The sequence below is a fragment of the Shinella sp. S4-D37 genome, from assembly GCF_040812195.1.
GTDB lineage: Bacteria > Pseudomonadota > Alphaproteobacteria > Rhizobiales > Rhizobiaceae > Shinella.
This window is the reverse complement of the sequence record NZ_JBFNXL010000004.1, coordinates 77,988-103,948: the sequence shown is the minus strand read 5'-3', so window position 1 is coordinate 103,948 and position 25,961 is coordinate 77,988. Positions and strand designations below refer to the sequence as shown.

The 25,961-nt window shown below is 63.0% G+C and carries 21 protein-coding genes; 4 read left to right on the top strand and 17 right to left on the bottom strand.

All coding sequences use genetic code 11. From position 1 onward, the window contains the following. Positions 1 to 37 precede the first annotated feature (37 nt). A complete protein-coding gene (locus AB3G45_RS07320; RefSeq protein WP_367829961.1) occupies positions 38 to 451 on the bottom strand; it encodes a response regulator transcription factor in 414 nt (137 codons plus the stop codon). Positions 452 to 580: 129 nt separating this feature from the next. Then, positions 581 to 1,324: an SDR family NAD(P)-dependent oxidoreductase gene (locus AB3G45_RS07315; RefSeq protein WP_367829960.1), complete on the bottom strand. Its 744-nt coding sequence runs from the start codon at positions 1,322 to 1,324 to the stop codon at positions 581 to 583. A gap of 338 nt (positions 1,325 to 1,662) precedes the next feature. On the opposite strand from AB3G45_RS07315, the gene AB3G45_RS07310 reads away from it, so the two are divergent. Further along, positions 1,663 to 2,256 carry a transglutaminase-like cysteine peptidase gene (locus tag AB3G45_RS07310; protein WP_367829959.1) on the top strand — a complete coding sequence of 198 codons (594 nt, stop codon included), beginning with the start codon at positions 1,663 to 1,665 and terminating at the stop codon, positions 2,254 to 2,256. On the opposite strand, the gene AB3G45_RS07305 is transcribed toward AB3G45_RS07310, so the two are convergent. Next, positions 2,253 to 3,428 (bottom strand): glycosyltransferase family 4 protein, encoded by a 1,176-nt coding sequence (locus AB3G45_RS07305; RefSeq protein ID WP_367829969.1) that lies wholly within the window; start codon positions 3,426 to 3,428, stop codon positions 2,253 to 2,255. The two genes, AB3G45_RS07310 and AB3G45_RS07305, sit on opposite strands and share 4 nt — an antisense overlap. A 110-nt stretch (positions 3,429 to 3,538) precedes the next feature. Here AB3G45_RS07305 and AB3G45_RS07300 point away from each other — a divergent pair, with 110 nt between their 5' ends. Then, positions 3,539 to 4,471 carry an NAD-dependent epimerase/dehydratase family protein gene (locus AB3G45_RS07300; RefSeq protein ID WP_367829958.1) on the top strand — a complete coding sequence of 311 codons (933 nt, stop codon included), beginning with the start codon at positions 3,539 to 3,541 and terminating at the stop codon, positions 4,469 to 4,471. On the opposite strand, the gene AB3G45_RS07295 is transcribed toward AB3G45_RS07300, so the two are convergent. Genes AB3G45_RS07295 through AB3G45_RS07265 form a run of 7 tightly spaced genes read right to left on the bottom strand, consistent with a single transcriptional unit; the run spans position 4,458 to position 11,972 of the window. Next, positions 4,458 to 5,030 carry a sugar transferase gene (locus tag AB3G45_RS07295; RefSeq protein WP_367829957.1) on the bottom strand — a complete coding sequence of 191 codons (573 nt, stop codon included), beginning with the start codon at positions 5,028 to 5,030 and terminating at the stop codon, positions 4,458 to 4,460. The two genes, AB3G45_RS07300 and AB3G45_RS07295, sit on opposite strands and share 14 nt — an antisense overlap. Positions 5,031 to 5,041: 11 nt before the next feature. Beyond that, positions 5,042 to 6,196, bottom strand: a complete 1,155-nt coding sequence (gene wecB, locus AB3G45_RS07290) for a non-hydrolyzing UDP-N-acetylglucosamine 2-epimerase (RefSeq protein ID WP_367829956.1) — start codon at positions 6,194 to 6,196, stop codon at positions 5,042 to 5,044. A gap of 1 nt (position 6,197) precedes the next feature. After that, the gene (locus AB3G45_RS07285) at positions 6,198 to 7,340 is read right to left on the bottom strand and encodes an NAD-dependent epimerase/dehydratase family protein (protein ID WP_367829955.1); all 1,143 of its coding nucleotides are present in this window, start codon (positions 7,338 to 7,340) and stop codon (positions 6,198 to 6,200) included. After that, positions 7,319 to 8,350, bottom strand: coding sequence for a polysaccharide biosynthesis protein (locus AB3G45_RS07280; protein ID WP_367829954.1), 1,032 nt, complete (start codon positions 8,348 to 8,350; stop codon positions 7,319 to 7,321). Before AB3G45_RS07280 ends, AB3G45_RS07285 begins: the two co-directional genes overlap by 22 nt. Further along, positions 8,347 to 9,522, bottom strand: coding sequence for a glycosyltransferase (locus AB3G45_RS07275; RefSeq protein WP_367829953.1), 1,176 nt, complete (start codon positions 9,520 to 9,522; stop codon positions 8,347 to 8,349). The genes AB3G45_RS07280 and AB3G45_RS07275 overlap by 4 nt, the downstream gene beginning before the upstream one ends. After that, a complete protein-coding gene (locus AB3G45_RS07270) occupies positions 9,509 to 10,633 on the bottom strand; it encodes a glycosyltransferase family 4 protein (RefSeq protein ID WP_367829952.1) in 1,125 nt (374 codons plus the stop codon). Before AB3G45_RS07270 ends, AB3G45_RS07275 begins: the two co-directional genes overlap by 14 nt. A 52-nt stretch (positions 10,634 to 10,685) precedes the next feature. Continuing rightward, complete coding sequence (locus tag AB3G45_RS07265) at positions 10,686 to 11,972, bottom strand: O-antigen ligase family protein (RefSeq protein ID WP_367829951.1); 1,287 nt, start codon at positions 11,970 to 11,972, stop codon at positions 10,686 to 10,688. A gap of 62 nt (positions 11,973 to 12,034) precedes the next feature. On the opposite strand from AB3G45_RS07265, the gene AB3G45_RS07260 reads away from it, so the two are divergent. After that, positions 12,035 to 13,159 (top strand): DUF2793 domain-containing protein, encoded by a 1,125-nt coding sequence (locus AB3G45_RS07260; protein WP_367829950.1) that lies wholly within the window; start codon positions 12,035 to 12,037, stop codon positions 13,157 to 13,159. A 61-nt stretch (positions 13,160 to 13,220) separates the two neighbouring features. Here the strand turns inward: AB3G45_RS07260 and AB3G45_RS07255 are convergent, their stop codons facing one another. The 7 genes from AB3G45_RS07255 to AB3G45_RS07225 all read right to left on the bottom strand — a co-directional run bounded on the left by AB3G45_RS07255 (position 13,221) and on the right by AB3G45_RS07225 (position 24,272). Further along, positions 13,221 to 14,036, bottom strand: a complete 816-nt coding sequence (locus AB3G45_RS07255; protein ID WP_367829949.1) for a glycosyltransferase family 25 protein — start codon at positions 14,034 to 14,036, stop codon at positions 13,221 to 13,223. 50 nt (positions 14,037 to 14,086) lie between these two features. Then, positions 14,087 to 15,283, bottom strand: coding sequence for a glycosyltransferase family 4 protein (locus AB3G45_RS07250; RefSeq protein ID WP_367829948.1), 1,197 nt, complete (start codon positions 15,281 to 15,283; stop codon positions 14,087 to 14,089). After that, positions 15,280 to 16,842 carry an ABC transporter ATP-binding protein gene (locus tag AB3G45_RS07245; RefSeq protein WP_367829947.1) on the bottom strand — a complete coding sequence of 521 codons (1,563 nt, stop codon included), beginning with the start codon at positions 16,840 to 16,842 and terminating at the stop codon, positions 15,280 to 15,282. The genes AB3G45_RS07250 and AB3G45_RS07245 overlap by 4 nt, the downstream gene beginning before the upstream one ends. 335 nt (positions 16,843 to 17,177) lie before the next feature. Continuing rightward, a complete protein-coding gene (locus AB3G45_RS07240; RefSeq protein WP_367829946.1) occupies positions 17,178 to 19,469 on the bottom strand; it encodes a polysaccharide biosynthesis tyrosine autokinase in 2,292 nt (763 codons plus the stop codon). Between the two features lie 52 nt (positions 19,470 to 19,521). Beyond that, entirely contained in the window at positions 19,522 to 20,190 is a 669-nt protein-coding gene (locus AB3G45_RS07235; protein ID WP_367829945.1) for a hypothetical protein, read from the bottom strand. Positions 20,191 to 20,288: 98 nt separating this feature from the next. Next, complete coding sequence (locus tag AB3G45_RS07230; RefSeq protein WP_367829944.1) at positions 20,289 to 21,485, bottom strand: polysaccharide biosynthesis/export family protein; 1,197 nt, start codon at positions 21,483 to 21,485, stop codon at positions 20,289 to 20,291. Between the two features lie 597 nt (positions 21,486 to 22,082). Then, on the bottom strand, positions 22,083 to 24,272 hold the full coding sequence (locus tag AB3G45_RS07225; protein WP_367829943.1) for an O-antigen ligase family protein: 2,190 nt from the start codon (positions 24,270 to 24,272) through the stop codon (positions 22,083 to 22,085). A gap of 342 nt (positions 24,273 to 24,614) precedes the next feature. Between AB3G45_RS07225 and AB3G45_RS07220 the strand changes: the two genes are divergently transcribed. Beyond that, on the top strand, positions 24,615 to 25,955 hold the full coding sequence (locus tag AB3G45_RS07220) for a nucleotide sugar dehydrogenase (protein ID WP_367829942.1): 1,341 nt from the start codon (positions 24,615 to 24,617) through the stop codon (positions 25,953 to 25,955). Positions 25,956 to 25,961: the final 6 nt, after the last annotated feature.

Here is a 25,961-nt window from a genome sequence, read left to right as displayed (position 1 = left end):
GTCACCGGCACCTCCCAAACGAAGGTTTAGTGACGCGTCAGGCCACGGCTTTCCGGATGCAGGCGATGAGCTTCCGACTATCGAGCGGCTTGGCCAGGAACGCCGTCGCTCCGCCGGAAAGCGCGCGGCCTTCCATTCTCGCATCGCCATAGGACGTCATGATGAGGACCGGGGGGCAATGCGGCTTCGCCTGCAGGATGCCAAGCATGTCGATGCCCGACATGCCGGTCATCCTGACATCCGCCACGATGCAATCCACGGGCCGGGCATCGAATTGCGACAGAAACGCCTCGGCGCAGGCATAGAGATGGCTTTCGAACCCCTCCGCCTCCAGCAGATCCTGAAGGGCCTCCCTAAGGAGACGATCATCGTCAACGATAGCGATTGTTTTCCGTGTTGCTGCCGGCATAGGCTTGCGCGAACTCCTCCAGGGAAATTCCAGCGGTGCCAACCGACCAGAGCATCCGGCGACCAAGTTCGATCATAGCACCGCAAAAGCCCGCCCATACCTATACGAAGGTTTTACAAGGAACCGGTCGACGCGGCGGCGCATCGACCGGTCCTGCGCAAGCGACGCCGGTCAGACCAGCGACATCCCGCCGTCGACATGCAGTTCCACGCCATTCACGAAATCGTTCGACGCCAGCAGCAGTGCCGCGCGGGCAAGCTCTTCCGGCCGGCCGTAACGTCCCGCGGGGATGGTGTTCGCCATATGCGCATCGAGAGCCGGCCGATCCGCCTCGCCAATCCCCAGCTTGCCGAGGATCTCCGTCTCCACCGGGCCGGGGCTCAGGATATTGACGCGGATATGCCGCGCCCGGAATTCGACGGCCCAGTTGCGGGCAAAGGCGGCAAGAGCGGCCTTGGTGCCGGCATACAGGGTATGGTGCGGAAGGACCTTCGTTGCCGCAAGCGAGCTCGTGACGATGATGTTGCCGCCGTCACGGATCAAGGGCGCGACCGCCTGCACGCCGAAGAAGACGCCGCGGCTGTTCACGGCGAAGTGCCGGTCGTATTCCTGCGGGCTGACGGTGTGGGACCCCGCAAGATTGATAATCCCGGCATTCGCCATGTAGATGTCGATGGCTCCGAAACGGCTGCGGACGTCCGCCGCCAGGCGCGTGTGAAAATCGATATCGGCGACGTCTCCGCAGAATCCGCTCGCGCCCGCGCCGATCTCGCGCACGGCATCGTCGACGACGTCCTGCCGCCTTCCCGTAATGACGACCTGCGCGCCTTCCTCTACGAAAAGTCGTGCGGTCGCCTTGCCGATCCCGCTATTGCCGCCGGTGATGACGGCGACCTTGCCCTCTAAAGAACCCATTTTTCCGAACTCCGTTTCGATAGGCAGGAGATAACCACCCGGCGGGAACGGGATTAGCGGGCGGCGCGGAACAACATGTGTTCCTCGACCTGCCGAATGGTGCCCGCGGGTCGCTCGCCCCGCCGGCCGCACGCAAAACGCGATTGCGAACGAAAATGCACTATCGATAAAATTGTCGGTTTCCGCTTAAGCGGCCTGCAATCGGCCGTGACGTAGAAGAGCGGTATCGGACGGCAGTGGACAGACCGCCGCGGCATGAAGCCCCTTCCGAACCCGGCAAGGACCGGGCGTGCATTCGAAAAGACGGCCTACGGCCGGCACCGAACGGGGAATGTCAGATGTTCAAGAAGATCGCAACTGTTGCTGTATCGACCCTGTCGCTCCTGGTGAGCGTCCAGAGCGCGGCCGCGTTCGGGCCGGGCAGCATGGCACGGGACTTCCGCGAGAATTCCGGGGTGCAGTATCTCGTCGCACGCCAGGCGACGCTCGCCCCCTTTGCCTACATCAAATTCTGCAGCAGAAACCCGGCGGACTGCACGCACGCCTCTGGCGCGCCCATCGCCCAGCTCACCGCTCGCAGCGAACACGAATTGCGCCGCGTCAACAGCCAGGTCAACCGTTCGATCCGTCCGGTAAACGAGACCGGCAGCCGCGACAGCTGGCAAGCCGACGTCGCCCAGGGCGATTGCGAAGATTTCGTGCTGACGAAGCGCCGCAAGCTGATTTCGCTCGGCTGGTCGCCCCGCGCCCTCCGGATCGCCGTCACCCGCACCGCCTCGGGTGAAGGGCATGCCGTCCTGGTCGTGAAGACCTCCAAGGGGGATCTGGTTCTGGACAACCGCACCTCCGCCATCAAGAGCTGGCAGCGTGTGAACCTCAGCTGGGTAAAGATCCAGTCCGCCGAGAACCCCCGCCTGTGGCATGCTCTTTAGGATCGAGGACGACCGCTTGCGGCGTCCTCCAGGGCGCGCTCGAGGTCGCCATAGACCTTGGCGGATGCATAGTTCTCCTCGAAATACCGCCTGGAATTTGAAGCGTAGGCCGCCCGCTCGTCCGGCGTGCTGTTCATGATCCGGACGACGGCATCGGCAAGTTCGCCCGGCCGGCCTGCGGGAACGGAAATTCCGGCCTTCGCCTCGGTGACGATACGCGCCCCCTCGCCGTTCAGCGAAGCGACGATCGGCTTGCCGCAGGCCATGTAGCATTGCGTCTTGTAGGGCACCGTCAAGGCGAAGATCGGCGTATCCTTCAGGCTCACCAGCATGGCATCGGCATGGGCGAAGAGAGCGGGCATGGCCTCTTCCGGATAGCGCCCCAGGAAGCGGATATTGTCCTCCAGCCCCTTTTCCCGGACAAGGCCCCGGACACGCTCCTCATCGCGCCCGCTGCCGACGACGATCCAGTGCAAGTCTTTCCGGTCGCTGAGGAGGGCCGCGGCGGCGACCAGCGTGTCGAAGTCCTGGCTCTCGCCGATATTGCCCGCAAACATCAGCCGGAAGCCCTCCTGCGGGATGGCGGCGGCATGTTCCGGGGCGTCCTGCGGGGCGAGCGGGCGATAGAGCGCCGGCGCGGTATTGGACAGGACACGGATGCGCTCGCGCGGGACGCCGAACCGGGCGATCATCTCGATGAAGCCCGCGCTCTGCACGAGAACGATATCGGCCCGCCGGTAGAGCCAGCCGCAGATCGCGTTCAGGATCGCCGTGAAGATTTTCGAGCGGATGCCAAGGGTGATCGTCGCGCTTTCCGGCCAGATATCCTGTACCCAGTAGACGAGGCCGCTTCCGGTTTTCCATTTCTGGACAATCCCCGGTATCACCATGAATACGGGCGACAATTGGCTTACGAATACGACGTCCGGCCGCTGTTTGCGTGTCAGAATAGCGATACTGGAGGCCAGGGGGAAGGCTAGATAATTGAGCAACAGCGTTAGCTTAGACTTGCCGCGCGGGATAGTCCAAGCTCTTCTGATTTTCACATCTCCGAATTGATCCTCCCGTCTCGCAGTGTTCGAGTACCCATCGAGGAAGTCCCCAGCAGGGTAGTTCGGAACAGCGCAACATACGTTGACGACATGACCGTTCCTCGAAAGGTTCTCCGCCATCCGGTTGTTGGAAACTTGCTCCGGAAAGAAATACTGGGATACAAAAAGTATTTTCATTGAAATAATTTCCGGGAAAACGCATAAATCCAAAAACGGGAAATGAGGACCCTATGCACCCAAAGCATGTACTGGTTGCAGGGGCAACCGGCTTTATCGGTCAGGTCCTGGTGAGGAGACTTCTCGCTTCGGGGCATCGCGTCTCTGCCCTTTATAGAAGCCGGAAGCCGGAGGGGCTGGAGGAGGCCGCATGGATCAGCACCGGCGACCTCGCCGCGACCTCCCTTGATCCAGCGCTCGGCACTGGCGTCGACACGGTCGTCGCCCTGGCAGCGCGCGTGCGGCCCGCTGCCGCGCCGGTGACGAGTGGGCCATCGGAAACCGAAAGGATAGCACGGAATTTGCGGGACTTCGTCATTGCCGCGGGAATTCGCCGTGTGCTCGTCGGCAGCTCGATTGCCGCCCGCATTGCCGAGACGGAGCCTCGCAATGCCCGCGGTTACGGCAGGGAGAAATCCGCGGCCGACCGGATATTCCTCAGTCTGCCGCGGGAAAACCACGAGGTCGTCCTCCTGAGGCCGCCGGCCGTATATGGCCCGGGCATGCGAAACAGCATGGGGATGCTGGCCCGGCTTGTGGACAAGGGAATACCCCTTCCCCTCGGCTCCGCCACGGCCCCTCGGCACTATATCTCGCTGCACAACCTCGTGACGCTCATGGAAGCGATGGTGGCAGCCGACGACGCCGCATGGACCTCGGCCGCCGGGAGGGCTTATGAGCCGAGCGACGGAACGCCCGTCTCGACCCGTGATCTTGTCAGAATGATGGGAGGCGTGACAGGCCGCAAGGCCCGCCTGGTGCCTTTTCCGCTTTCCTGGTTGCGCTTGGCCGGCGCGGCTGCAGGGCGTCCGGAGCTTGTCAGCGGAGCGGTCGACCGCCTCAAGGCCGCGGACGACGGCAGTCTCGAACGCCACTTCGGCTGGCGGCCGGCGGAGCGGATGCCGGAAAGCCTCGCTTTCCTGGCGGCGGAGGTCAGGCGCGTTTGACGGCATCGCCGCTGCCCCGGCCCAATACCGTAAGGAACATGCTTTTCAGGTCTCCGGCGAGATCGATCCGGTCGAGATAGGCCGCATCCGCCTCGGCCAGCTCGACCGGCGTCGACATGTCGATCCCGGCGAGCTGGGCCGGACCGGTGATGCCGGGACGAAGGGCATAGACGCCGCGACGGTCGCGTTCCTCGACAAGCAGGACCTGGCCCGGCAGGCACGGTCGCGGGCCGACGAAGCTCATGTCTCCCCGGAGGACATTCACAAGCTGCGGCAGCTCGTCCAGCTTGGTGCGCCGGAGGATATGGCCGACGCGGGTGATGTGCGCCGGGGAGACCTCATGGCTCGCCCGGTCGCCTGTTCCGGTGGACATGGTGCGCAGCTTGTAGAGCACGAAGGGCCGCCGCCCGCGACCGACCCGGACCTGCCGGAAGATCGCAGGCCCCGTCCCTTCCAGCCGGATGGCGACGATGCAGCCGAGGCACATCAGCACCGCCGGCGGCGCGATGAGAAGGGCGAGAAGGACGTCGAACAGCCGCTTGCCGTGGTTTCCATACATGGCGCCCTGCCTCACGTTAGATCGTTCTCGCGAATGCCGTCCCAGGCGTTGGAAAGCTTCGCCGTGCCGAGGATGAGGCTGACGACCCGTTCGGACGTATTGGCGATGCAATAATCCGCCGGGACCGGATGAGGGATGCCGGCGGCTTCCCGCTCGGCGAAGAAGGCGGTCGCGGCTTCCACGCCGTGCAGGATGGCGTCGGGGGCGAGGCCCGTCATCAGGATCGCGCCCGCGTCCAGCGCCTCCGGGCGCTCGATGGCGTCACGGGGCGTGATCGCCGGGAAGCCGAGGATCGAGGATTCCTCCGCGATCGTGCCGCTGTCCGAGACGGCGCAGAAGGCCCGCATCTGCAGATGGTTGTAGTCGTGGAAGCCGAAGGGCTTGAGGAAGCGCACCCGCGCATCCGTGTCCGCCGCCCCCAGCGCCTCCAGCCGCTTGCGGGTGCGCGGATGGGTGGAGACCACCACCGGCATGTCGTAGCGCGCGGCAAGCGCGCTCAGCGTCGCCGTCAGCGCGGCGAGCCGGGGGCTGCTGTCGACATTCTCCTCGCGATGCAGCGAGACGATGAAATAGCCGCGCGGCTGAAGGCCGAGCCGGTCGAGGATGTCGGAGGCCCCGATGCGCGGCCGGTAATGGTCCAGCACCTCGCGCATCGGCGAGCCGGTGAGATGGATGCGGCGATGCGCGATGCCTTCCGACAGGAGGTGGCGACGGGCATGTTCCGTGTAGACGAGGTTGAAATCGGCGATATGGTCAACCAGCTTGCGGTTGGTCTCCTCCGGCACGTTGCGGTCGAAGGAGCGGTTGCCCGCCTCCATATGGTAGACCGGCACCTTCATGCGTCGCGCCATGATCGCCGAGATCGCAGAATTGGTGTCGCCGAGGATCAAGACGGCATCCGGCCGTTCCCCGGCAATGACCCGCTCGCTGCCCGTGAGGATCCGCCCCAGCGTCTCGCCGAGCGTACCGCCGCCCGCACCGAGGAAATGATCCGGCCGCCGCACGCCGAGATCCTCGAAGAACACGTCGTTCAGTTCGTAGTCGTAGTTCTGCCCGGTATGGACGAGGCAATGGTCCGCATGCGCATCGAGCCGCGCCATGACGCGGGCGAGGCGGATGATCTCGGGCCGTGTGCCGAGGATGGTCATGACCTTGAGTTTCTGCATCTTACGGCTCCAGGACGGGATCGGCATAGGTGTCGGGGGCGGCGGGATCGAACAGGTCGTGCGTCCAGAACAGGGTGAGCAGCCGGCCCTGCCCGATATTCTCGAGGCTGTGGGTGTGAAGCGTCGGCATATCGACCACCGCCGGCGCGTCGCCGTCGACTCGGTATTCCCACACGCCCCTGCCGAGCGCCGGGCGGATGCGGATCGCCGCCTGGCCCTCCAGAACGAGGAAGCGCTCGACCTTGGAGAGGTGGAAATGGTTGCCGCGCGTGATGCCGGGCTGGGTCCAGCTCAGGAAGGTCTGGCCGCCTCCGCCGCCCTTCACCGCCTCGAACAGCGTGCCGCGCGGATCGGCGTTGAGCTTCAGTGGCCGGGGAAAGCCGGACGGATGGAGCGCTGCGCGATAGCTGTTGAACAGCGCCAGATCGAACGGATCGGCAAGGTCGGGAAAGACGTTGGCGGCATAGTCCGCATGGAAGCCGCGCAGCTTCTCCAGGAGATCGGGGACGGCAACGGGGCGGGCCTGCGGCGCGATGCGGCCGCCCGTGCCGCTGAGGGCGGCGTCGATCGCGGCCCGGCCGGCGGCACCGGCATGCAGCAGTTCCACCCGGCCATCGGGATTGACCTTCGGCATATCGCCCCCGATCACCCGGTCGATGAAGGTGGCGGTGACGTTGTTGTAGTCGGGCCGTGCACCCTCCCCGAAGATATGCGGCAGGACCAGGTCCGTATAGTCGCCGCCCGCGCCGGCGAGGATCTCGCCCGCCCGGCGCTTGCCGCGACCGTAGGGCGTATCGCCGCCCGCATGGGTGGAATTGGCGTAGACGATGTGCGGCACGACGCCCGCGTCGCGGCACGCCGACACGAGCGCCGTCGCGATGGCCGGGTTGCCGTGCTCGACCTCTTCATCCGGCGCGCGATTGATGCCGGCGAAATGCAGGACCGCGCCGGCGCCGGCGAGCTCCGCGCGAAGGCGCGACGGATCGGCGAAGGCGGCGCGGTCGACCGGCACGAGATCGAAGGGCTCCGCCTCGCCCTTGAAGCGGGCGGCGCAATTTTCCGCATGCAGCCGGAGGGCGGCGTGCCGGCCGAGCAGGCCGCCGGCGCCGGTGACGACGATCCTCATGCGGCCTGCCCTTTCCATGCCTCGACCTCCGCGCGCACTTCCGGCAGGCTCATGAGCAGCCGCTTGACCCCGTCGATATCGAGCCGCTCGGTGTTGTGCGAGTGGTAGTCCTCGTGGTGCGCGGTTTCCCCGTCTCCCTCGGTGAAATAGGCCTTGTAGTTGAGGTCGCGGTCGTCCAGGCGGATGCGGTAATAGTCGCCCATGTCCTCGCTGCGGCCGAGTTCCTGGGCGGTGGCGAGCGTTTCATAGAGTTTTTCGCCATGCCGCCAGCCGATCTGCTCGACCGGGTGGTCCGGCACGCCGAAAAGCCCTGCCAGCGCGGTGACGAGATCGGCGATCGTCGAGGCCGGCGCCTTGCGGATGAAAAGATCGCCCTGCCGGGCATGGATGAAGGCATGGTGCACCAGCGCCACGGAATCGCGCAGCGGCATCAGGAAGCGGGTCATGGCCGGTTCGGTCAGCGTGACCGGCTTGCCGTCCTTGATCTGGTTGATGAAGAGCGGGATGACCGAGCCGCGCGAATACATGACATTGCCGTAGCGCACGATGGAGACGGTCGTCGGCGCGGCGCTGCCGATGGAGCGGGCGATGGCCGAGGCCACCTTCTCCATCATCGATTTCGAGATGCCCATCGCATTGATCGGCAGCACGGCCTTGTCGGTGGAGAGGCATACGACGGAGCGCACGCCCGCGGCGACGGCCGACTGGATGACGTTGTCCGAGCCGAGGATATTGGTGCGCACCGCCTCCAGCGGGAAGAACTCGCAGGACGGCACCTGCTTCAGCGCCGCGGCATGAAAGACGCGGGTGGCCCCGGCCATCGCCCGGTTGACGCTTTCGCGGTCGCGGATATCGCCGACATAGAAGCGCACGTTGCTGCTGCGCAGCGTGTTGCGCAGCATATCCTGCTTCTCCTCGTCACGGCTGAAGACGCGGACCTCCCCGCAGCCGCGCCGCAGGAGATCGGCAAGCATGGTCTTGCCGAAGGACCCAGTGCCGCCGGTGATGAGAACGCACTCGTTTTTCATGGGGACCTCATTGGAGAAAGCGCGTCGAGCCGCTGCTGTGCGGCACCGGTGAGCAGGCGTTCCACCCACGCCAGATAGGAAATGGCCCGCTCACGCGCGCTGGGGAGCGAGAGAATGTGGCTGCGCGCCGCCTCCAGCCGGGCCACATCGCGATCGGACCGCAGGAAACCGGCAATGACGCGTGCTGCGTCGACGGGTGAGCCGGGATCGAAATACCAGGGGAAATCCTTGCAGAAGTCGCGAACGAAAGGGCGATCGGAGGCAAAAAGCGGCTTTCGCATGACCGTGGCCTCTAGCGGCGTCGCCGAGAAGCACTCCAACAGGCTGGGAAAGAAAACGCCGTCCAACTGGTCGTAGAACGACGGGCACTGCTCTACATCGAGCGACCCTGCGTTCAGCACCGCGCTGCGGAATGCGGCAGGCTTGCGAGCCCATTCGCGCTCGTTGAAAGTCACGACGAAATCGACGTCGAAGCCGTGGTCCCGACTGAGAATGGCCTTCACCTCCGGAATCATGTCCAAATTCTTGTGGAGGTAGTCCCGTGAAACGATGCCGAGCGTGAAGCCTGCCCGCCCGGCCGGCATATCGACCTTGGCCCAAAACTCCGGATGCATGTAAAGGTCGCTGACGCAATTCGGAACGACCGCCATGCATTCGCCGGCGAACAGGCGCCGGGCGAGCAATCCTTGCCGGACATGCTCCGCCTCGACGAAGGCGAAGTCCGTTCCGAGCCGGAAGGCCTGTTCCTTCAGAAAGTAATGTATCCTTGTTTTCAGTCGCGAGAGAACGGAAAGCCGGCCATAGACCTCGTTGTCCGAATAGATGATCCAGGCCTGGGCAAAGCCGACGACGCTCAGGCGCGGCCGTGGCAGAAGGTAAAGGGGGCCGAAGATGGTGAACACCGCATCGGCGCCCCGCAGCCGCTTGCGCAATTTAGCCGTTCCGCGCCATGCACGGATATCGAGGATTTCGAAGCGCTCGAAGACGGAGCGATTCACGCCGAGCCGCGACAGGCCGGCTGCCACCGGCGTGGACGCGACCACGGACAGCCTGAGACCGGCCGCAGGCATGGCGGCTGCCTCCTGTAGAAACGAGATCGCAACCTGGACACCGCCGCCAGCATGCAGGTTCGATGCGTTCAGCACGACGAGGGGTGGGTTATGATGCGTCACGATCACCCCGCTCCAGATGCGCCATCAGTTCGCAGAAGCGCTCGGCCATCTCCTTCGTATTGAAGTCGTTTTCGGTCACCCCGATCGCGGCATCAGACCATGTCCGGTCGACCGTGACCCGCTCGAACGCCAGCACCAGCGCGTTCGCCAACGCCGCGCTATCCCCACGCCGGAAGGAAAGACCGTTTTCCGCGCGATAGAATGCCGCGATTTCAGGCATCTGGGCGCGGCGATCGTCGTGGACCACCACCGGAAGGCCGTAGGCCATGGCGTGCAGCAGGCTCAGGCCCACTCCGCCCGGATAGACGAACAGGCGGCAATTGTTGGCGATGCGCGCGATGGCCGCCTCGTCCGTGGTGCCGCCGTGCCAGACGATCCGATCGCCCAGCGCCAACGTCCCCGCAAGCGTTTCCAGCGATCGGCGCTCCTCGCCGTCGCCGATGACCTCCAGCCTGACATCGCCCAGCCGCGGATCGGCAAGCGCCTTGAGCAACAACGGCAACTCAGCCTTTGCCGTCAGCCGCCCGATAAACAGGACGGCCTTGTCGCGTTTGGCCGGATCGTAGGGCGTGCGAAGGGCCGCGATAGGATCGACGTCGATGCCGTTGTTCAGGGCCGTGACGATGCGGCGATCATGCTTTCCGTGGGAAACCTTGTACTCTTCCACCTCCTGGTCGGTGTAGAAAAGAAGCGCCGAGGCAAACCGCATCAACTGGCGGCGCAGGAAAAAGCGGTGCGCCTTGCTGGTGCTGCTCCAGTAATGCCCCCACCAGACGGTTTTCGCCCCACGCAGGCGCGCCCAGATCAGCATCACCATGCTGGAGATCGTTCGCGGGGCCCCGCAGACGACCACGATATCGCCACGCCGAACGGGCGTTGAAAGAACCCCCGGCTGCCATTCCAGCCCCGGGAGCAGCGCCCGCATCGGGGAAAGCCGCCTCGCCCATCGCCGATCGGAGATGGATGCGGTAAGTGCGCCCATGTCCGTTTGCGAGTAATAAACCGTGAAACGCTCACCGAAACGACGCTCGACCCGTTCGAAGAAGTCGAGGCGATAGCGAGGTAGCGCCGGCTGAAAGATAATTTTCCTACTTTCCTGCATCGAAAACATTCCAACATTACTTACGTACGCTCACATATTCCGTTGGCTTTAATTCGCTATTCTATTTTCCTTTTATGAAAATAAAACCTTGCGACAATGAAATAAGCAAACCAACAGAACACCACAGATATGTAGAACCATAAATAGATCCAGAAAATTGAGACCCTATAAAGTACTGAATAAATATAAGGCAGAACCATCCACTTCTTATAAAGTAATTAATAAAGAAAAAAGAGTAATATAACAAAGATGAAAAACAAAAAATAATAATACCACCAAAAAATAGCCCAACAGCCATTAATGATTCCAAAATTACATTATGCGGGTAGGAAAGAGTGACAGAATCCTCCAGAGCACCACCGAGCCAGGGGTTTTGCGCAAAAACATCCAAGGCGCGACTATAAAGATATGGCCGCAGTGATTGCTCGGCCTGCTGTGACGGAGACCCACCAAATACCCTGGAAAAAGCAGAAATATTATGCGCATCCTCAAGATATATTGAGATGTACATGATAGAAATTCCGAAAAATACTGAAAATAATAGAATTAAACTCTTGTATCGCGGAGGAGAAAAAATAACAACAACAACAATGCATGCGAGAGACGCAACGACAGGCCCTCGAGAATTGGCTGAAGCTAGCAAATATAGTCCAGAAATAAATCCAAAAAACAGTATACATTTCCAATATACTCCGGACCACACTCGAAAGAACACGATGGCCCAGATCGACTGGACCATGAGCATTGCACCGAAGTGACCAAGCGAAATGGGATTGAGCCTGTCGTCCGATATCCGCATTCGGCCCGTTTCATATAGGCCATAGGTATCGTTCTCCATTGCACCTGAAGCACTGAAAATGGCTAAGATGCCGGTAAGCAATGTTGCGAGATAAAACCAACGGAAATATTGATCTGCCTGCTTCGCGCCACAAGGTTTCAGCGCCAAACCCAGCATAGGCAGGAAACATCCACCAATCGCCCAGATCCAATAAAACGATAATTCTTTACCCAAGGGGGCAGGGAAAAGGAGTGTATCGAAGAATATCCTAAAAATATAAGCCGACCAGAAGATAAGGAAAAGGCAGATAATTGTGTTTGCGGAGCGATTTCGGCGGCTGTTATAGCACAACACAATCAGAGCAGTCGCCAATACCACGTTGACACTACGCATGACCAGCGAAATCACGCTACTTTCCAAGCCGATGAGGCTCGCCGCCGCCACGACCAACGGGTATCCGGGAAAAGATATCAAAAGGACGGCGAGGTGAAGATGATCGGCCATATGGCCGATGCTGGTAATGCCACTGCGTGTCCCGCGCCCAAGCGGGCGATGAAATACGGCTTTCATATCGTCCCCGCCTCTCCTGCCCAGCCTATACTGCAGCTCCCTAACCGTTCAGGAGCCCTTTCATGTCCGAACAGACCACCCTCCTCGCTCTCCCCTATATCCTGCCCTCTCAGGCACAGAAGCATGTCACCCACAATGAGGTGCTGCGCATGCTTGATGCCCTTTTGCATCTGCATGTTGCCGGCTTCGGCGTGGATATGCCGCCGGAAAGCCCCGAAGAAGGTGAGCGTCATTTGGTGGGCGGCACGCCCTCCGGCGCCTTCGCACCCCATGCCGGCGAGATCGCCGCGTTTCAGGACGGCGCATGGGCGTTTTATGCGCCGCGTCCCGGTTGGACGCTCTGGGATGCGGCCGGCGAGGCCCTGCATGTGTTCCGCGACGGGAGCTGGACCGAGATCGCAGCAGAGCCCGACCGGCTGCCGCAACTGGGCATCGCCACGGACGCGGACACGGTGAACCGTCTTGCCGTTTCCGCCGAAGCAACGCTGCTCACCCATGCCGGCGCGGGCCACCAACTCAAGCTCAACAAGGCCACGCCCGATGACACCGCTTCCCTGCTGTTCCAGACCGGTTGGTCGGGACGCGTGGAAATGGGCCTTGCCGGCACCGACGATTTCTCCGTCAAGGTTTCTCCGGACGGAGCGGCATGGAAGACGGCTCTCGTGGTCAACAGGACGACCGGCGAGGTCGGCATCGGCGGAAGCCCGCTTTCGTCCATGCAGCTTTTCGTAACCGGCGCCAATGCCATGATCGGCCTCCGCGCCACTGAGGCCACCAAGTGGGCAGGACTGAAAATCTACAATAATTCCGGCACGCAGGTCGGAGGGTTCCAGTATGGCAATCCCGGTGCCTCCGACACGGCGAATGAGTTGGTGTTCGCCACCTTTTCTGCCGGCCTTCCGATGAAATTCTATCAGGGCGGGGTCGCCACCGGCAACGAACGCCTGCGCTTCGACACATCCGGGCGCATCGCGCTTCTCGGTGCCAATGTCGGCGTCGGCACGGCAACGCCACACGCATCCGCCCAGATGGAGATCGCCAGCACCACCCGCGGCTTCCTGCCGCCGCGCATGAGCGAGGCCGAGCGGGACGCCATTGCCGCACCCGCCGAAGGGTTGATCATCTACAACACGACCGTACATGCGCCGCAGTTCTGGAACGGTACGGGGTGGATGAGCATGGGATAAGAACCGGCGCGTCTTGCCAGTACCGTAGATGCCCACCCTGCCCCGGACGATCTCTCCGGCGCTATAGCAACCTCTCCACAAAAGGTTTGACGAAGTATCTGAGGGATCTCGCCCGCACACCATAATAAACATTCCTCGCCAATGAGAAAATCCTGCCTGCTTTCTGCAGTTCGAGAAGGTATCGCCGATCCGGTTCTATCTCGCTGTCGGATAGGTCCTCGGGATGGTGGACAATGGCCGGAACGGAAACGAATATCTTCCCGGAAACCCGGTTCGCCCAAAGCGACCACGCATCCGCGACATCTCTGAGCTTTTCTTCAGCGAGGAAGCTTTCCGCTGCAGCACGGGTCACGTAGTAGCCAAAGGTCCCACATGCTTCCGGCGAAATGCCGCCTATCCATTCAGCGAAATAGGCATTGCCACCGGCAGTCCTCCGGCTTCGCTTACGAAGCATCAGATAACGGCCATACGGCCTGGAAAGGGCACCCAGGTGATAAATGGCGCGCTCTACCGCGATCGACGGCCCAGCACGGCAAAAATACTTCATAACATCTTCAAATCCGCTTCCAATTTGTATGTCGTCTTCAAGAATTATTGCGCCGCTCCGCCCACTCCGTACAATATCCTCGTAAATTTTTCTGTGTGATAGCGCACAGCCAATCTCAGGCGCGGTCAACATACGGCCTCTCCTGAGCATGACAGCTGATGCATCGACATGCGCGAGCAGTTCTTCCGGATCAATTTTCTTGGCATCGATGGCATCGACAAAGGAAAAATCCAGGCTGAGGGATAGCATCTGGCTCAAGATCCTCTTCCGGCGGTCTGTCGCACGCAGGAGTGACACGACGTAAATCTTGCATTCAGGCTGATTCTTCATGAAGTTTCCCGGGCAAATTCAAATTATTCAGTTACTTTCGGATCGACAGCTCACTTATATACGATAGCGCCCCTTGCAATCTCTTCTATACGCGCAATGAAATTCTTCTTCTGGAAGGATTCAAGCACGCGGGCTGTACCGGCTGCGCCCATCGATGGCCAATCGCAGCGCAGCGCCGCGATCCTGCCGAGGGCCGATGCGATCGTCGCAATCTCAACATCCGGTAATAGCCAACCCGTAATGCCGTCCAGAACGGTTTCCGATGGACCGCCGAGGCGATGGGCGAGAACCGGCTTGCCGCATGCCATCGCCTCGACGACGGTGAGCCCAAAGGGTTCCGGATCCACGCGCATGTTGGCGATGATGTCGCAAGCCGCGTAATAAGGCAGCAGGTCTGCTTGCAGTCCCGCAAGATGAACCCGATCCTGCAGGCCGCACGCCGCGACGGAGCAGCGAATGTCCTCGGCATAGGGGCTGTCGAGCGGACCGCCACAGAGCAGCAGGTGAAAGGGTGTGCCACACCGGGCCAACGCTTCCACTAGGCGATCCTGCCCCTTGGAAGGCGTCATGCGCGCGAAGACGCCGATGACGGGCGCATCGGCCGGAATGCCGAACATCTGCCGCACAGGCGCGGGATCACCGCCCGGCCGGAAGGTATCCGTATCGATCCCGAGATGAACGGCATGGCGCTCGAACCGGCCCGGCCCGAAGGTGGAATCCGTGTAGCGCGAATTGGAAACCGGGACCACCTTTCCAAGATGGAAGATCGAGCGGTATATGCGCCGGTTGAGATCAAAGGGTACGTCGTCGCCGACCGAATTCGGCACGAGCCACAGGGCGCGCAGACCGAGGCGCCGGGCGATGATACCGGTGAGCAGGCTTTCCGGCGGACTATGGATCATCACCACGGCCGCACCGCTCTCCCCTGCCAACCGTGTCAACCAGCTGATATGGTTGAGTTGTTTCCACGCCCGCTTCACCATGGAAACAAGCTTGATCCAGCGGCCAGGCGAGATCTGCGTCATCTGGCCTTTTCGTGGTGAAGGCACCACATTCACACCGGGATGTGCTGTCCGCCACGCGTCCGCCTGATCGGGATCAAGCACGGCAACGATGACATTCCAGCCTCGGCTCACAAAGCCGGAAAAGACATTGGACCATGTCCGGCGCACACCGTATCCCTCACCGCCGATCACGATGCAGAGCAGAACAGGTGCGGCGCCCGTCGTTGGCGTTTTCCGAGTCATACTTGCACCTCGTCGGTTGCGACCACCCGCCCCTCCTCCAGCCGCACCACCCGGTCGCAGCCTTCGAGCGTCGATAGACGGTGGGCGATCATGAGGATGGTGAGGGTGCGGTCGAGCCTTTCAACGGCTCCCATGACGGCGCTCTCGGTGTCGGCGTCGAGCGCACTGGTCGCCTCGTCGAACACCAGCACGCTCGCCTGCTTGTAGAGCGCGCGGGCGATGCCGATGCGCTGGCGCTGGCCGCCGGAAAGCTGGATGCCGCGTTCGCCGACGCGGGTGTCGTAGCCTTCGGGCAGCTTCGCGATCACGTCAGCAAGCTCCGCCTGCTCCGCCGCCCGGCGCACGCGGTCGTGGTCGATCTCCTCCCGCTTCACGCCGAAGGCGATGTTTTCCGCGACGCTGGCGTCGGCGAGGAAGATCGCCTGCGGCACATGGGCGATGTTCTTCTGCCACGCCGCGCGGTTTTCGCTCGAAAGGCGCACGCCGTCGATGCGCATCTCGCCCTCGGTCGGCTCCAGGAGACCGATCAGGATATCCATCAGCGTCGACTTGCCGCTGCCGGTCTTGCCGGCGATGCCGATGCGCGCGCCCTTGGGGATCGTCAGGTCGATGCCGGAAAGCGCCCGGGTGCGCCCGCTTTCATAGGCATAGCCGACGCCGGTCAGCAAGATGGCCTCGCGATAGGAAAGCGCGGTCGCAGCCCTTGCCGCCTCCGGCACGGGCCGTTCGAGCAGGGCGACGACGTCCAGCAGGTTCTGCCGGTTGCCCGTCGCGTAGGCCCAGCCGTGATAGATCTGCTGGATCAGGGGCAGCAGGCGCTGTGCGCCGAGCGCCAGCGCGCCCAGGACCGGGATCGCCGCGACAATGCCGCCGGGTCGCCCGGCCATGGAAACCGCCACCAGCGCGATCAGCACCGCACCCGCCGCTTCCACCAGAAAGCGCGGCGCGTTGCCGAACAGCGCGTTGACCGCCCGCGCATCACGGAAACCGGCTTCGGCGTGCTCGTAGGCCTCGACGAAGACCGGCTGGGAACGGTCGAGCAGCACGTCGCGGATGCCGCCGAGCCCCTCCTGCATCGCCTTCACCCGCTCGCCCTGCGTGCGGGCGATGATCACGCTGTTGCGCTGAAGCCGGCGGCGGGTCGCGAAGGAGATGACGAGATAGGTCAGGACGAAACCGCCGCCCGCGCTGAGCGCCACCGCCGGATCGATGACGATCAGTCCCGTGACGATGAACGTGGCGAGGACAGCCGCGACGGTAGCGGTCATCAGCGGCGCCAGCACTTCATTGGTGACCAGTTGCACCTTGTTGATCGAGGCCACGATGTCGCTGCTGTTGCGCCGGATGTGGTAGGCGTAGGGCTGATGAAGGGTATCCGCGTAGAGTTTCACCCCCAACTCGTAGGATATGCCGTAGACGAACTTCTGGCTCGCCCAGAGCAGCACAAGCCGCACGATGCCCGCCCCCAGCACCGCGCAGGCGAAGAGCGCGGTCAGCGCAAACAGCACCTCGCCCGGCGCGCGCGCCGAGGAGGTCCAGCAGGGGGCGCATCGCCGCAAGGATCGGCGTATCCCCGGGCGAGGCGATCGCGGCGAGGAAGGGCAGCAAGGCCCCGATGGTGAAGAGTTCCGCCAGCGCGCCGATGAACATGAGTACCAAAAGAGGCACGATTGCCCGTCGGCGGCGCGGCGACAGGTGCCGGAAAAGCGTGCACAAAGCGACGGATATGGAGTTCCCGATCGTCATTTTTCGTTTCGCCCACGAACTGGATGCAGGCTGCGCCATCCGGCGCGCCGGTCCGGCAACGCCCTTTTCGTCCCCCTCGATTTGCAAGCAATGGCAAACATCATATCCGTAATTTTCTTTACGCGACCAATGGCGTTGTTTTCCGCGGTCACTCTCGATAGTAGGAAGAATACCTGGAATAGTAATATTCAGACGATCCGTATTCGCGATAAAGCTTCATCTTCTCGGTATCGACCTTGTTCAGGATGACACCCAGGCACTTCTCGGCGATCAGGGGTTCCGTCGCGAGCGTCTGCCGCACGACCTTGCGTGCCGTCTTGCCCCACTCCACGACGAAGAGAAAACCGTCGATCCTTGAGCTGATGGCGCGGGCGTCCACAACGGGGCCGAGCGGTGGCAGATCGAGGACGACATAGTCGAAATTCTGCGTGGCTGCCGTCAGGACCTGAGCCATCCCCATGGAGGCAAGCAACTCGGAGGAATGCGGAACGCGGCGTTTGACGACGGCCGGGAGAAAAGCCAGCTTCGTCTTCTGGTTCATCATGAGCAGATCCTTGATCGAGCGCCCTTCCAGGACCGCTTCGAGGAGACCCGCATCCGCATGCCGGCCGATCGCCCGCGTCGACCCCGGATTGCGCAGGTCGGCGTCGATCAAAAGGGTTCGTGCGCCTTGGCTCGCCAGCAATTCGGCGAAGTTGACCGCTATCGTCGATTTTCCTTCGCCCGGGAGAACCGAGACGATACCGATCACCCTGGCCTGCTTGCCGGGCATGCCGAGATCGGCCGCGATCTTCGCGCTGCGGAGCGTCTCGGCAAAGGCGGACAGCGGATGGTCGATCACATAGTTCGAAATCGCGGTCGGCTTGCGGATCGCCCGCAGATGGAAACCGTCGCCCTCGACCTCCTCCACCGATCGCACGCCGTCACCGTCGACAAGAGGGGCGAGCCCCAGGAACTCCTGGCCAAGCACGTCCCGCACCTGATCGCCTGTCCGGAAAAAGCGATCGCGGAACTCGCGGAAGGCACCGAAGCCCGCGCCGGCACCCACACCCAGGATGAGCGAGAGCGCAAGCACCAAGGATTTGCGCGGATGGCTCGGCCGGTCGGGATCGGTCGCACGCGAGATGACGCGGGCGCCGGTGACGGGGAAGGACTGCTGCTGGATCGCCTCCTGATAGCGCTGCAGGAAGGTCTGGTAAAGGTTCTTGTAGGTTTCCGCCTCACGTTCGAGTTCGCGCAGCTGGACCTGGGTCTCGTTGGCCGTCGCGCTGATACCGGTCGCCTGGGCCACACTCTCCGTCAGCGACTTTTCCCGCCCCCTGGCGACGTCGAGATCGCTCTGATAGCTCTCGGCGATACGGCCGAGTTCCTCGAACATCAGGCGCTGGTATTCCCGCATCTCGCCCCGCAGGCGGATCGCCTGGGCATGGCTGGGCCCGAGACGATCGGCAATCTCCGCCTCGCGTTTCGAGGCTTCCAGGAATTTCTCGCGCAGCGTGTTGGAGATGGAGCTGTCGAGCACGTCGGTGACGATCGCGTCGGTCTGGCCTTTGGCGATGATGTCCCGAATCCGCGCAAGGTTGGCCTGCGCCTTTGCGGTGTCGGCCTGCGCGACGATCAGCGCGCTGTTGAGCTCGGCGAGCTGCTGGTCGGTCACCAACCGGCCGCCGGTCGAGACAAGGCCGTTGGCGGTGCGAAACTTCTGGACGGCGAGGTCCGTTTCCAGCGACTTCTGGCGAAGCTCCTCTATCCGCTCCTGCAGCCAGTCCCCGGCCCGCCGGGTCGCCTCATATTTGGAGTCCAGCTTGTCCGTGAGATAGGCCTCCGCGATGGCGCGGGCGATTTTCCCCGACAAGGCCGGCGAGGCCGAGACATACGAAATATCGAGGACATAGGTCCGCCCGACGCGGATGACCGTCATGTTCGCCTGGACGCGGCGTGAAGCGGCCTGCCGCCCGGCCTCCTCCGCCCCCACCGGGTCGGCGGCGGAGGAAAACCAGGCGCCGACATTGACGCTGGACCGGACGAAGGACACGGCCGTGCCGATCAACGATCCACCCGCAGCGTTGAAGGCCGGGTCCTCGGCAAGTTTCAGCTTGTCGGTAACGGCCAGGCTGATCGTATCGGATTTCAGAAGCTCGACCTGGCTGAGGACCATGGCTTCGTCATCGAGCACGCCGCTCAGCGCCGACAATTGATCGGCGATGGCCCGGTTTTCGCGGTCGATCAGTACGCTCGTCCGGGCGGTATAAAGGGGAACCGCCGTCAGGATATAGAGGACCCCGAGGACGAGCCCGCCGACAAGGCCGCCGACGACCACCCGCCATTGCCGCCTCGCGGCCGCGATCAGATGGTCGAAGTCGATCGAATGGTCGACGACGCCCCCCGGCCATTCGCCCGGTGCCTGTGTATCGTCGACACGCGATTGCATCTGCAGCATTGCACCCCTGCCGGAATACGAGAAACAAGACGAGGAAGGGGACGAAATCCGCTCAGTTCGGACTTACGACCTCCGTTTCGGTGTAGCTACCGCCACCGCCGCCGACCGAAAAACTGCCGCTCGAATTGCCTGCCGAGGTCGAACCGCCGCTGCCGGCCGAGCCCCCGCCCGCGGAACCGCCGCCCCCGATCGCGCCGCCGCCGCCGACCGCGCCGCCGCCTGCACCGGCAGCGGAACCGACAGCCGCCGTCTGGACTTCCTGCGCCGATGCCTCGAAGGCGACTTCAAGCGCGTCGTTGCCGAGCAAGGCGACCTTCTCCTGGATCGTTGCGGCATATTCGGGGTTGACCGTCTGGCAGGCGCGCGCGACGCGGGCGAGGCCCGAGCCGATCGCGGACACCTGGCTGGACGTCGCCGAGGGAACCAGACCGAGGATCGGATCGAGCGCGCGGGCGTCGGAGCCGGCGAGCGAGCGCACGCGGGTGGACATCGGCAGACCGCCGGACGGATAACCGGAAAGCAGCGAGGCGGGCGACGCCAGGAACGCCTGCACTTCCGCGTCCGAAAGCTTGGCCGGACCGGCAAAGCACGCCGTCTCGGCCGCGTTTCCCGGCTGCGTCGCCGTTTCCTGCGCCAGAACACCGCCCGACATGAGAAGGGTCGCCCCGGCAACGCTCGCGACGAAGCTTCCGAACTTTACTGTGAACAACTTGCCAGACATTTTCGCCTCCTGTTTTGCGTTTCGTTCCTGTCTTATTTCCGACGCCGCCTCGACGTCGTCCGCATGGGTTGCGCGGCGGGAAAGCTCCGCCGCGTCGATCAAAGGGCCCTCAGGGCATTCCGGGTATCGACCACGTCGTCGCTGACACCTGCCGCAGTCGCCGAAACCGAATTCACGAGATTGAGGAACTTCAGCAATTCGACGGAGTCGGAGTTGGACACGTAGACGATATCCTTGTCGCTCATCGCAAACTTCTGGACCGCGAAGAAGGCCGCCGGATCGCGCAGGTTGGCGCGGAAGATCACCGGCACCTCATCGGAGGCGAACTTGTGGACGTCGACACCCAGCTTGACGAGCGTCTGCCTGGAGACGACGCGGTAGAGCATCACCTGTGCGGGATCGGCCCGCCCGTCCAGGAGGCCGCCGGCCTTGCCGAGCGCCTCGCCGAGGGTCAGGCCGGACTCCTCGAAATCGAAGCGGCCGCTGAGGCCGGTCGCCCCGAAGGCGAGATAGGTCCGCCGCTCGCGGTTGACGAAAATCGTGTCGCCGGGCGCGACGTAGATGTTCTCCGCCGGCGTATCGGCAAGATGGTCGTAGAGCACGGTCGCCGTGCGGCCGCGCCGCTGCAGCGTCACATAGGTCTCGATGCCCGGCGCGCTGAGGCCGCCGGCCTGCGAGATCATGTCGAGCACGCGGTCGCCTGCCGGGCTCAACTCGAATTTCGCCGGCGCGCGGACATCCCCCAGGACGGAGACCTGGCTCGAGCGGCTCTTGATCGTCGTGATGACGACCTGCGGCTCGATCGCGCGATTGGCGAGAAGATCCTCGATTTCCGCCTGAACGTCATCGACGGATCGTCCCGCGGCGCTTATCCGGCCAGCATACGGAACGCTGATCGTACCGGAGCGATCGATCGTCTGCTCGGGCAGCGTGATGAAGTTGCCCGGCCGGCTGCCGGCATCGGCCGGAATGAAGAGGCCGCCCGATTGCGCCTCGAAGATCGAGACCGTCACGATGTCGCCAATACCGAGCGGCAGGGCCGGAGGGCCGCCCTTGCCACCGCCGAAACCGCCGAGGCTCGTCGGCTCCTCTTTGCCGAAGTAGGCAAGAATACTGGAATCGATGTCGAGCAGGGCATATTCGATGCCGACCTTGCGGCCCTTCGTGCTCACCTTGACGTAAGCATTCGCCTCGATCGCGTAATCGTCCGGTCCCGCCCGGGGTGTCGCCGTGCACCCGGACAAGATTGCCGCAACCAGGGCAAGCCCCACACCCAGCCTCAAATTGACAAGCATATATGAATCCCGAAACCGCCCTGCGAAAACAGCGCGCCACCACCCAACAACCACTGCGTTCATGATCGCCCCAATACCAGCTATGGCAAAATTTCATGACATTCGCAAGAACACATATGCCGGTTTTTCTTTGAGAAAGGCGAATTGGTAAATACTGCTGCGCGCCATTGTGCAAAGATACATTCCGCAGCTGCGTTATCCTGCCATATGCGAATTGGCGATTCTTCGCCTAAAATCCGACAATTTGATTAACGACCCGTTGCAAACGACAACCTGGCCGTTTTTTAGAATCCTTTTAACGGCCACTTATACCCACTAAAGCGGGAGTTTTTTCCGCATTACGTGCATAGGCACGTAATGAACATGATGAAAAGTAGAGTTCCGGGCGCTGGGATCGGGCCCAAGGCGCCAAAATGATACGCATAGGCACCGCAAAAAAATCAATAAATATATAGGAGGAAGTCAAACTGATACTTATGTTCATCGCGGGATAATGGGATGAATCCTAAAATAAACTTGATTTTCACGAAACGAAAAAGCCGAAACGCCAGAGAAAAACTTTGCCGAGCATCAACAAGGGTTGAATTCGCCGCGCATTCACCGCCCTGCAGCTGCTTCGATCGCCAACCACTCAAAGCCGTTCTTTTTCAGAAGATCGCGGCGGGCGGCGGAAACGAGGGGCGCGGTTTCCCGGACTATGCTCGCCATGGCGGGAGACGGCGCGCGCAGAACCGCTCGGATATCCGCCACGGACAGATAGTTGAGGCCGTTCCGCACGTCCGCGGCCACCTCCTCGCGGGACAGGGCGAGCGTGGCGGAGGACAGGCGGTTCCAGTGCGCGAGCCGGCCGACGAGCTGGCGCTCTTGCGACGGGTCCAACTGCTGCGACAGCGCCATCAGCGATGCCTGTTCCTGCGGCACCTCGCCGCCCGCCTGCCTCAGCATCGCCAGGCGCAGCCAGAGATTGCCGTCGCCGGGCAGGCAGGTCAGCGAATGCAGCACCTGCCTTTCCGCCTGCCCGAGCCGTTCCGCCCATGCATCATAGGCCTGGTCCCGATCAATTCTATCGAGATCGGCAAGCAGGACCGTCAGGGAAGCGCGCAAGACCTCGCCGTTGCAGGTTTCCAGCCAGTTGGCGGGAAGCCTGCCGGCAACGAGGGCGCGAAGCGCGGCCGTGTCGACAGGCTTGCCGGCATCGAGCGCGCGCGCAAAGGAGCGCGCTTCGCCGATGGAGACCGCATCCCTTGCGCGACTTGCCGCGACAAGAATGGAAAGGAGCGCGAGACCGCAGAGCGCGGCGGCCGCGATCCCGCCTTTCCCGCTTGTCCGGACGGGCGTTTGCGCCTCTCCCCTCGTTCCGTCACCCTTGCCGCGCCGCCCCAGGGAAACCGTGATCGTCAGGGCCGCGAACAGGGCATAGAAGGCGGCCATGCCGGGGATCTGCAGCGAAAAATCCAGGGCGCTGTGCAGCGCGACGAGGCAGAAGCCGCCAAGGCCGGCGGCCGGATAGGCGATCATGCTCCTGCGTTCGCGCAACCCCGCGCTATAGGCGCGTACCAATCCGTAAAACCCGACCAGCACCAGGGGAACGAAGAGGAGCCCAAGGGTGATGAAGCCTTCCAGATAGCTGTTATGCGCCTTGTCCCATACCGAGCGGATCCCGCAGGCGGGATCGCGATAGGGATTGAAGATGAAGGGGAAAGCACCGAAGCCGCCCCCCTTCAGCCCGTTGTCGCGCGCGGCAGCGACAAGCCCTTCCAGGATGCAGAAGCGGGCGTCCTCCGCGCCCTGGATCTCGCTCCGCAGGATCGTGCGTGGCGCCAGAAGGCCGGCGACGAGAAGCACGACGGCTACACAGGCGCCCGATTGCGCCATCTTCCTCCAGAAGCCGCGCCGGCGGCGCGAGAACCCCGATGTGCCGCCCCCGCCGCCGAACCAGAACATGAGGCCCAGCGAAACCGCCGCCGCAACAGCGGAGGCCCCGATGCCGGCGCGTGATTTCGTCAGGGCAAGGCAGGTTACCACCACGAGCAGAAGGCCGGCCTGCAAGGCCAGCGGCCACAGCCTGACGGATGCGGGAAGCGGAACGCCGTTCATGATCCAGGCGAGAAGCCGCGTCCGGTCGAAAGTGCGCCATTCCTCCCGCACGTTGACCAGCAGCATCAGCATGATGAGGCCAAGGCAGGTCGCCGCCGTGTTGCGGTTCACGAAGACGAACGTGTAGCTGTCGCCGGGAGTGGGCCTTTCTGTGAAGAGCAGCCTGTCGGGGGTGACGAGGAACTGGACGAGGCACACAAGGGCCAGCAGGCCGGCCGCCGTCGCGACGCGCCGGAAGGCAGCGCAAGCCCGCGCGTCGGTGCGGAAGACCAGGAGACCCGTGAGGAATGTCAGGAACGGCAGGGCCAGCGAAAGCCACCCCGCCTGCCCTTCGGCCGGCGCGATGGAGATGCGGGCCCATGCCGCGATGCCGAATTCGGGCAAACGCGCCCAGGCCCGCGATGCGAGCCCTTCTGGCACCGGCAATTGCTGAATGCCGATCCAGGCCGTGAAAAGGAGAAAGAGGCAGAGACCGGCCACGAACAGAGCGCGCACGCGCTCCGGCCACCCCAGAAGGAGGAGCGCGGCGATGCAAAGCCCCCCGACCAGAAAAAGACACGCGGCCAGCGGCAATGCAGAATTGGCGCCATTGGTGACGAGCGCCAGGAAAATCGCGGCGAAACAGCCCCATTCCAGCGCCTTCGCCCGACGCCACATCGCCGGCCGCCCATTTTCCGAAAGCGCCCTCATTCGCCCCTCGATCCGCTTGCCCATACCCCGCGGATGAACGGAACGTTTACCTTTCGGACGCACTCTGTCAACATTCACGAATCACCGCCCGATGAGGTTCGAATGGATGATCTCAAGCTGATGTTTGCGACCCAGCCTTCCGTGATGAAATGGGTCGGTATCGTCATGTGCTTCTGGTCCGGCATTCTCCTGATCGAGCTGGCGAGATAAGCTGGCGCGCACGCTCGCTCGCCCCTGCCGCCTGATCGTTCGAGCGAACGTTTCTGCCGTCTCTCCCTTGATTTGTTCTCCCAGATTGTTGACTGGTATGCCGCATGCGCGGCAGACCCGGGAGCACGACGAATGACGCAGAATTTGGTGGCTGAAACACTGGCGCACCGCATCGCCCAAAGAACGGCGAAAGCAGGCGTCATAGGCCTTGGCTATGTCGGTCTGCCGCTTGCCGCCGCCGCCGCCAAGGCGGGCTTCACCACCATCGGCTTCGATATCGACCGCGCGAAGGTCGAGATGCTCAACGCCGGCCGGTCCTATATCGACGCCGTGGGTTCGGACGAACTGGCGGCCCACGTCGCGGGCGGGCGGTTCACCGCCTCCGACGATTTCGATCGCCTGGGCGAGTGCGACGTGATCGCCATCGCGGTTCCCACCCCGCTTTCCCGTCAGCGCGAACCGGACCTCGGCTTCGTGGTCGCCACGGCCGAAGCGATCGCGGCACGGCTGCGCCCCGGACAGCTCGTCGTGCTGGAATCGACGACATGGCCGGGCACGACGGAAGAGGTCCTGAAGCCGATCCTCGAACGCGGCGGGCTTGCGAGCGGCAGGGATTTCTTCCTCGCCTTCTCGCCCGAGCGCGAGGATCCGGGCAATGCGAATTTCCGCACCGTCACCATCCCGAAGATCGTCGCGGGCGAAGGCGAAGAGGCGTCGGCGCTGGTGAAGGCCTTCTACGGCGCCGTCGTCGAGAAGGTGGTCGCCGTCAGCTCCCCCAAGGTGGCGGAAGCCGTGAAGATCACGGAAAACGTCTTTCGCGCGGTCAATATCGCGCTCGTGAACGAGCTGAAGGTCGTCTACGATGCGATGGGCATCGACGTATGGGAGGTCATCGACGCCGCCGCGACAAAGCCGTTCGGATACATGCCCTTCTATCCGGGCCCGGGCCTCGGCGGGCACTGCATTCCGATCGATCCCTTCTACCTTACCTGGAAGTCGCGCGAATTCGGCCTGCCCACACGCTTCATCGAGCTTGCCGGCGAGATAAACGTGGCCATGCCGCGCTATGTCGTTTCGCGCCTGGAACAGGCCCTCGACCGCACGCAAAAGGTCTCGCTCGGCTCCGCAACGGTCCTGATCCTCGGCCTTGCCTACAAGAAGAACGTCTCGGACATTCGCGAGAGCCCTTCGCTCGAACTCATGGAGATCCTCGCCAAGCGCGGCACCGAGGTGCTGTTCCACGATCCGTTCGTCGACAGCATACCGAAAACGCGGGCCTACGGTCATTTTGCCGGCCGCCCTTCGACGGCGCTCTCGGCCGAGCAGCTTTCTTCGGTCGACGCCGTCGTCGTCGCCACCGACCATGACGCGCTCGACTACCGGCTCGTCGCCGAAAGCGCGCGGCTGATCGTGGATACGCGCAACGCCTTCGCACGGCGCGGCATCGAGGGCAGCAACATCGTCAAAGCCTGATCGGGG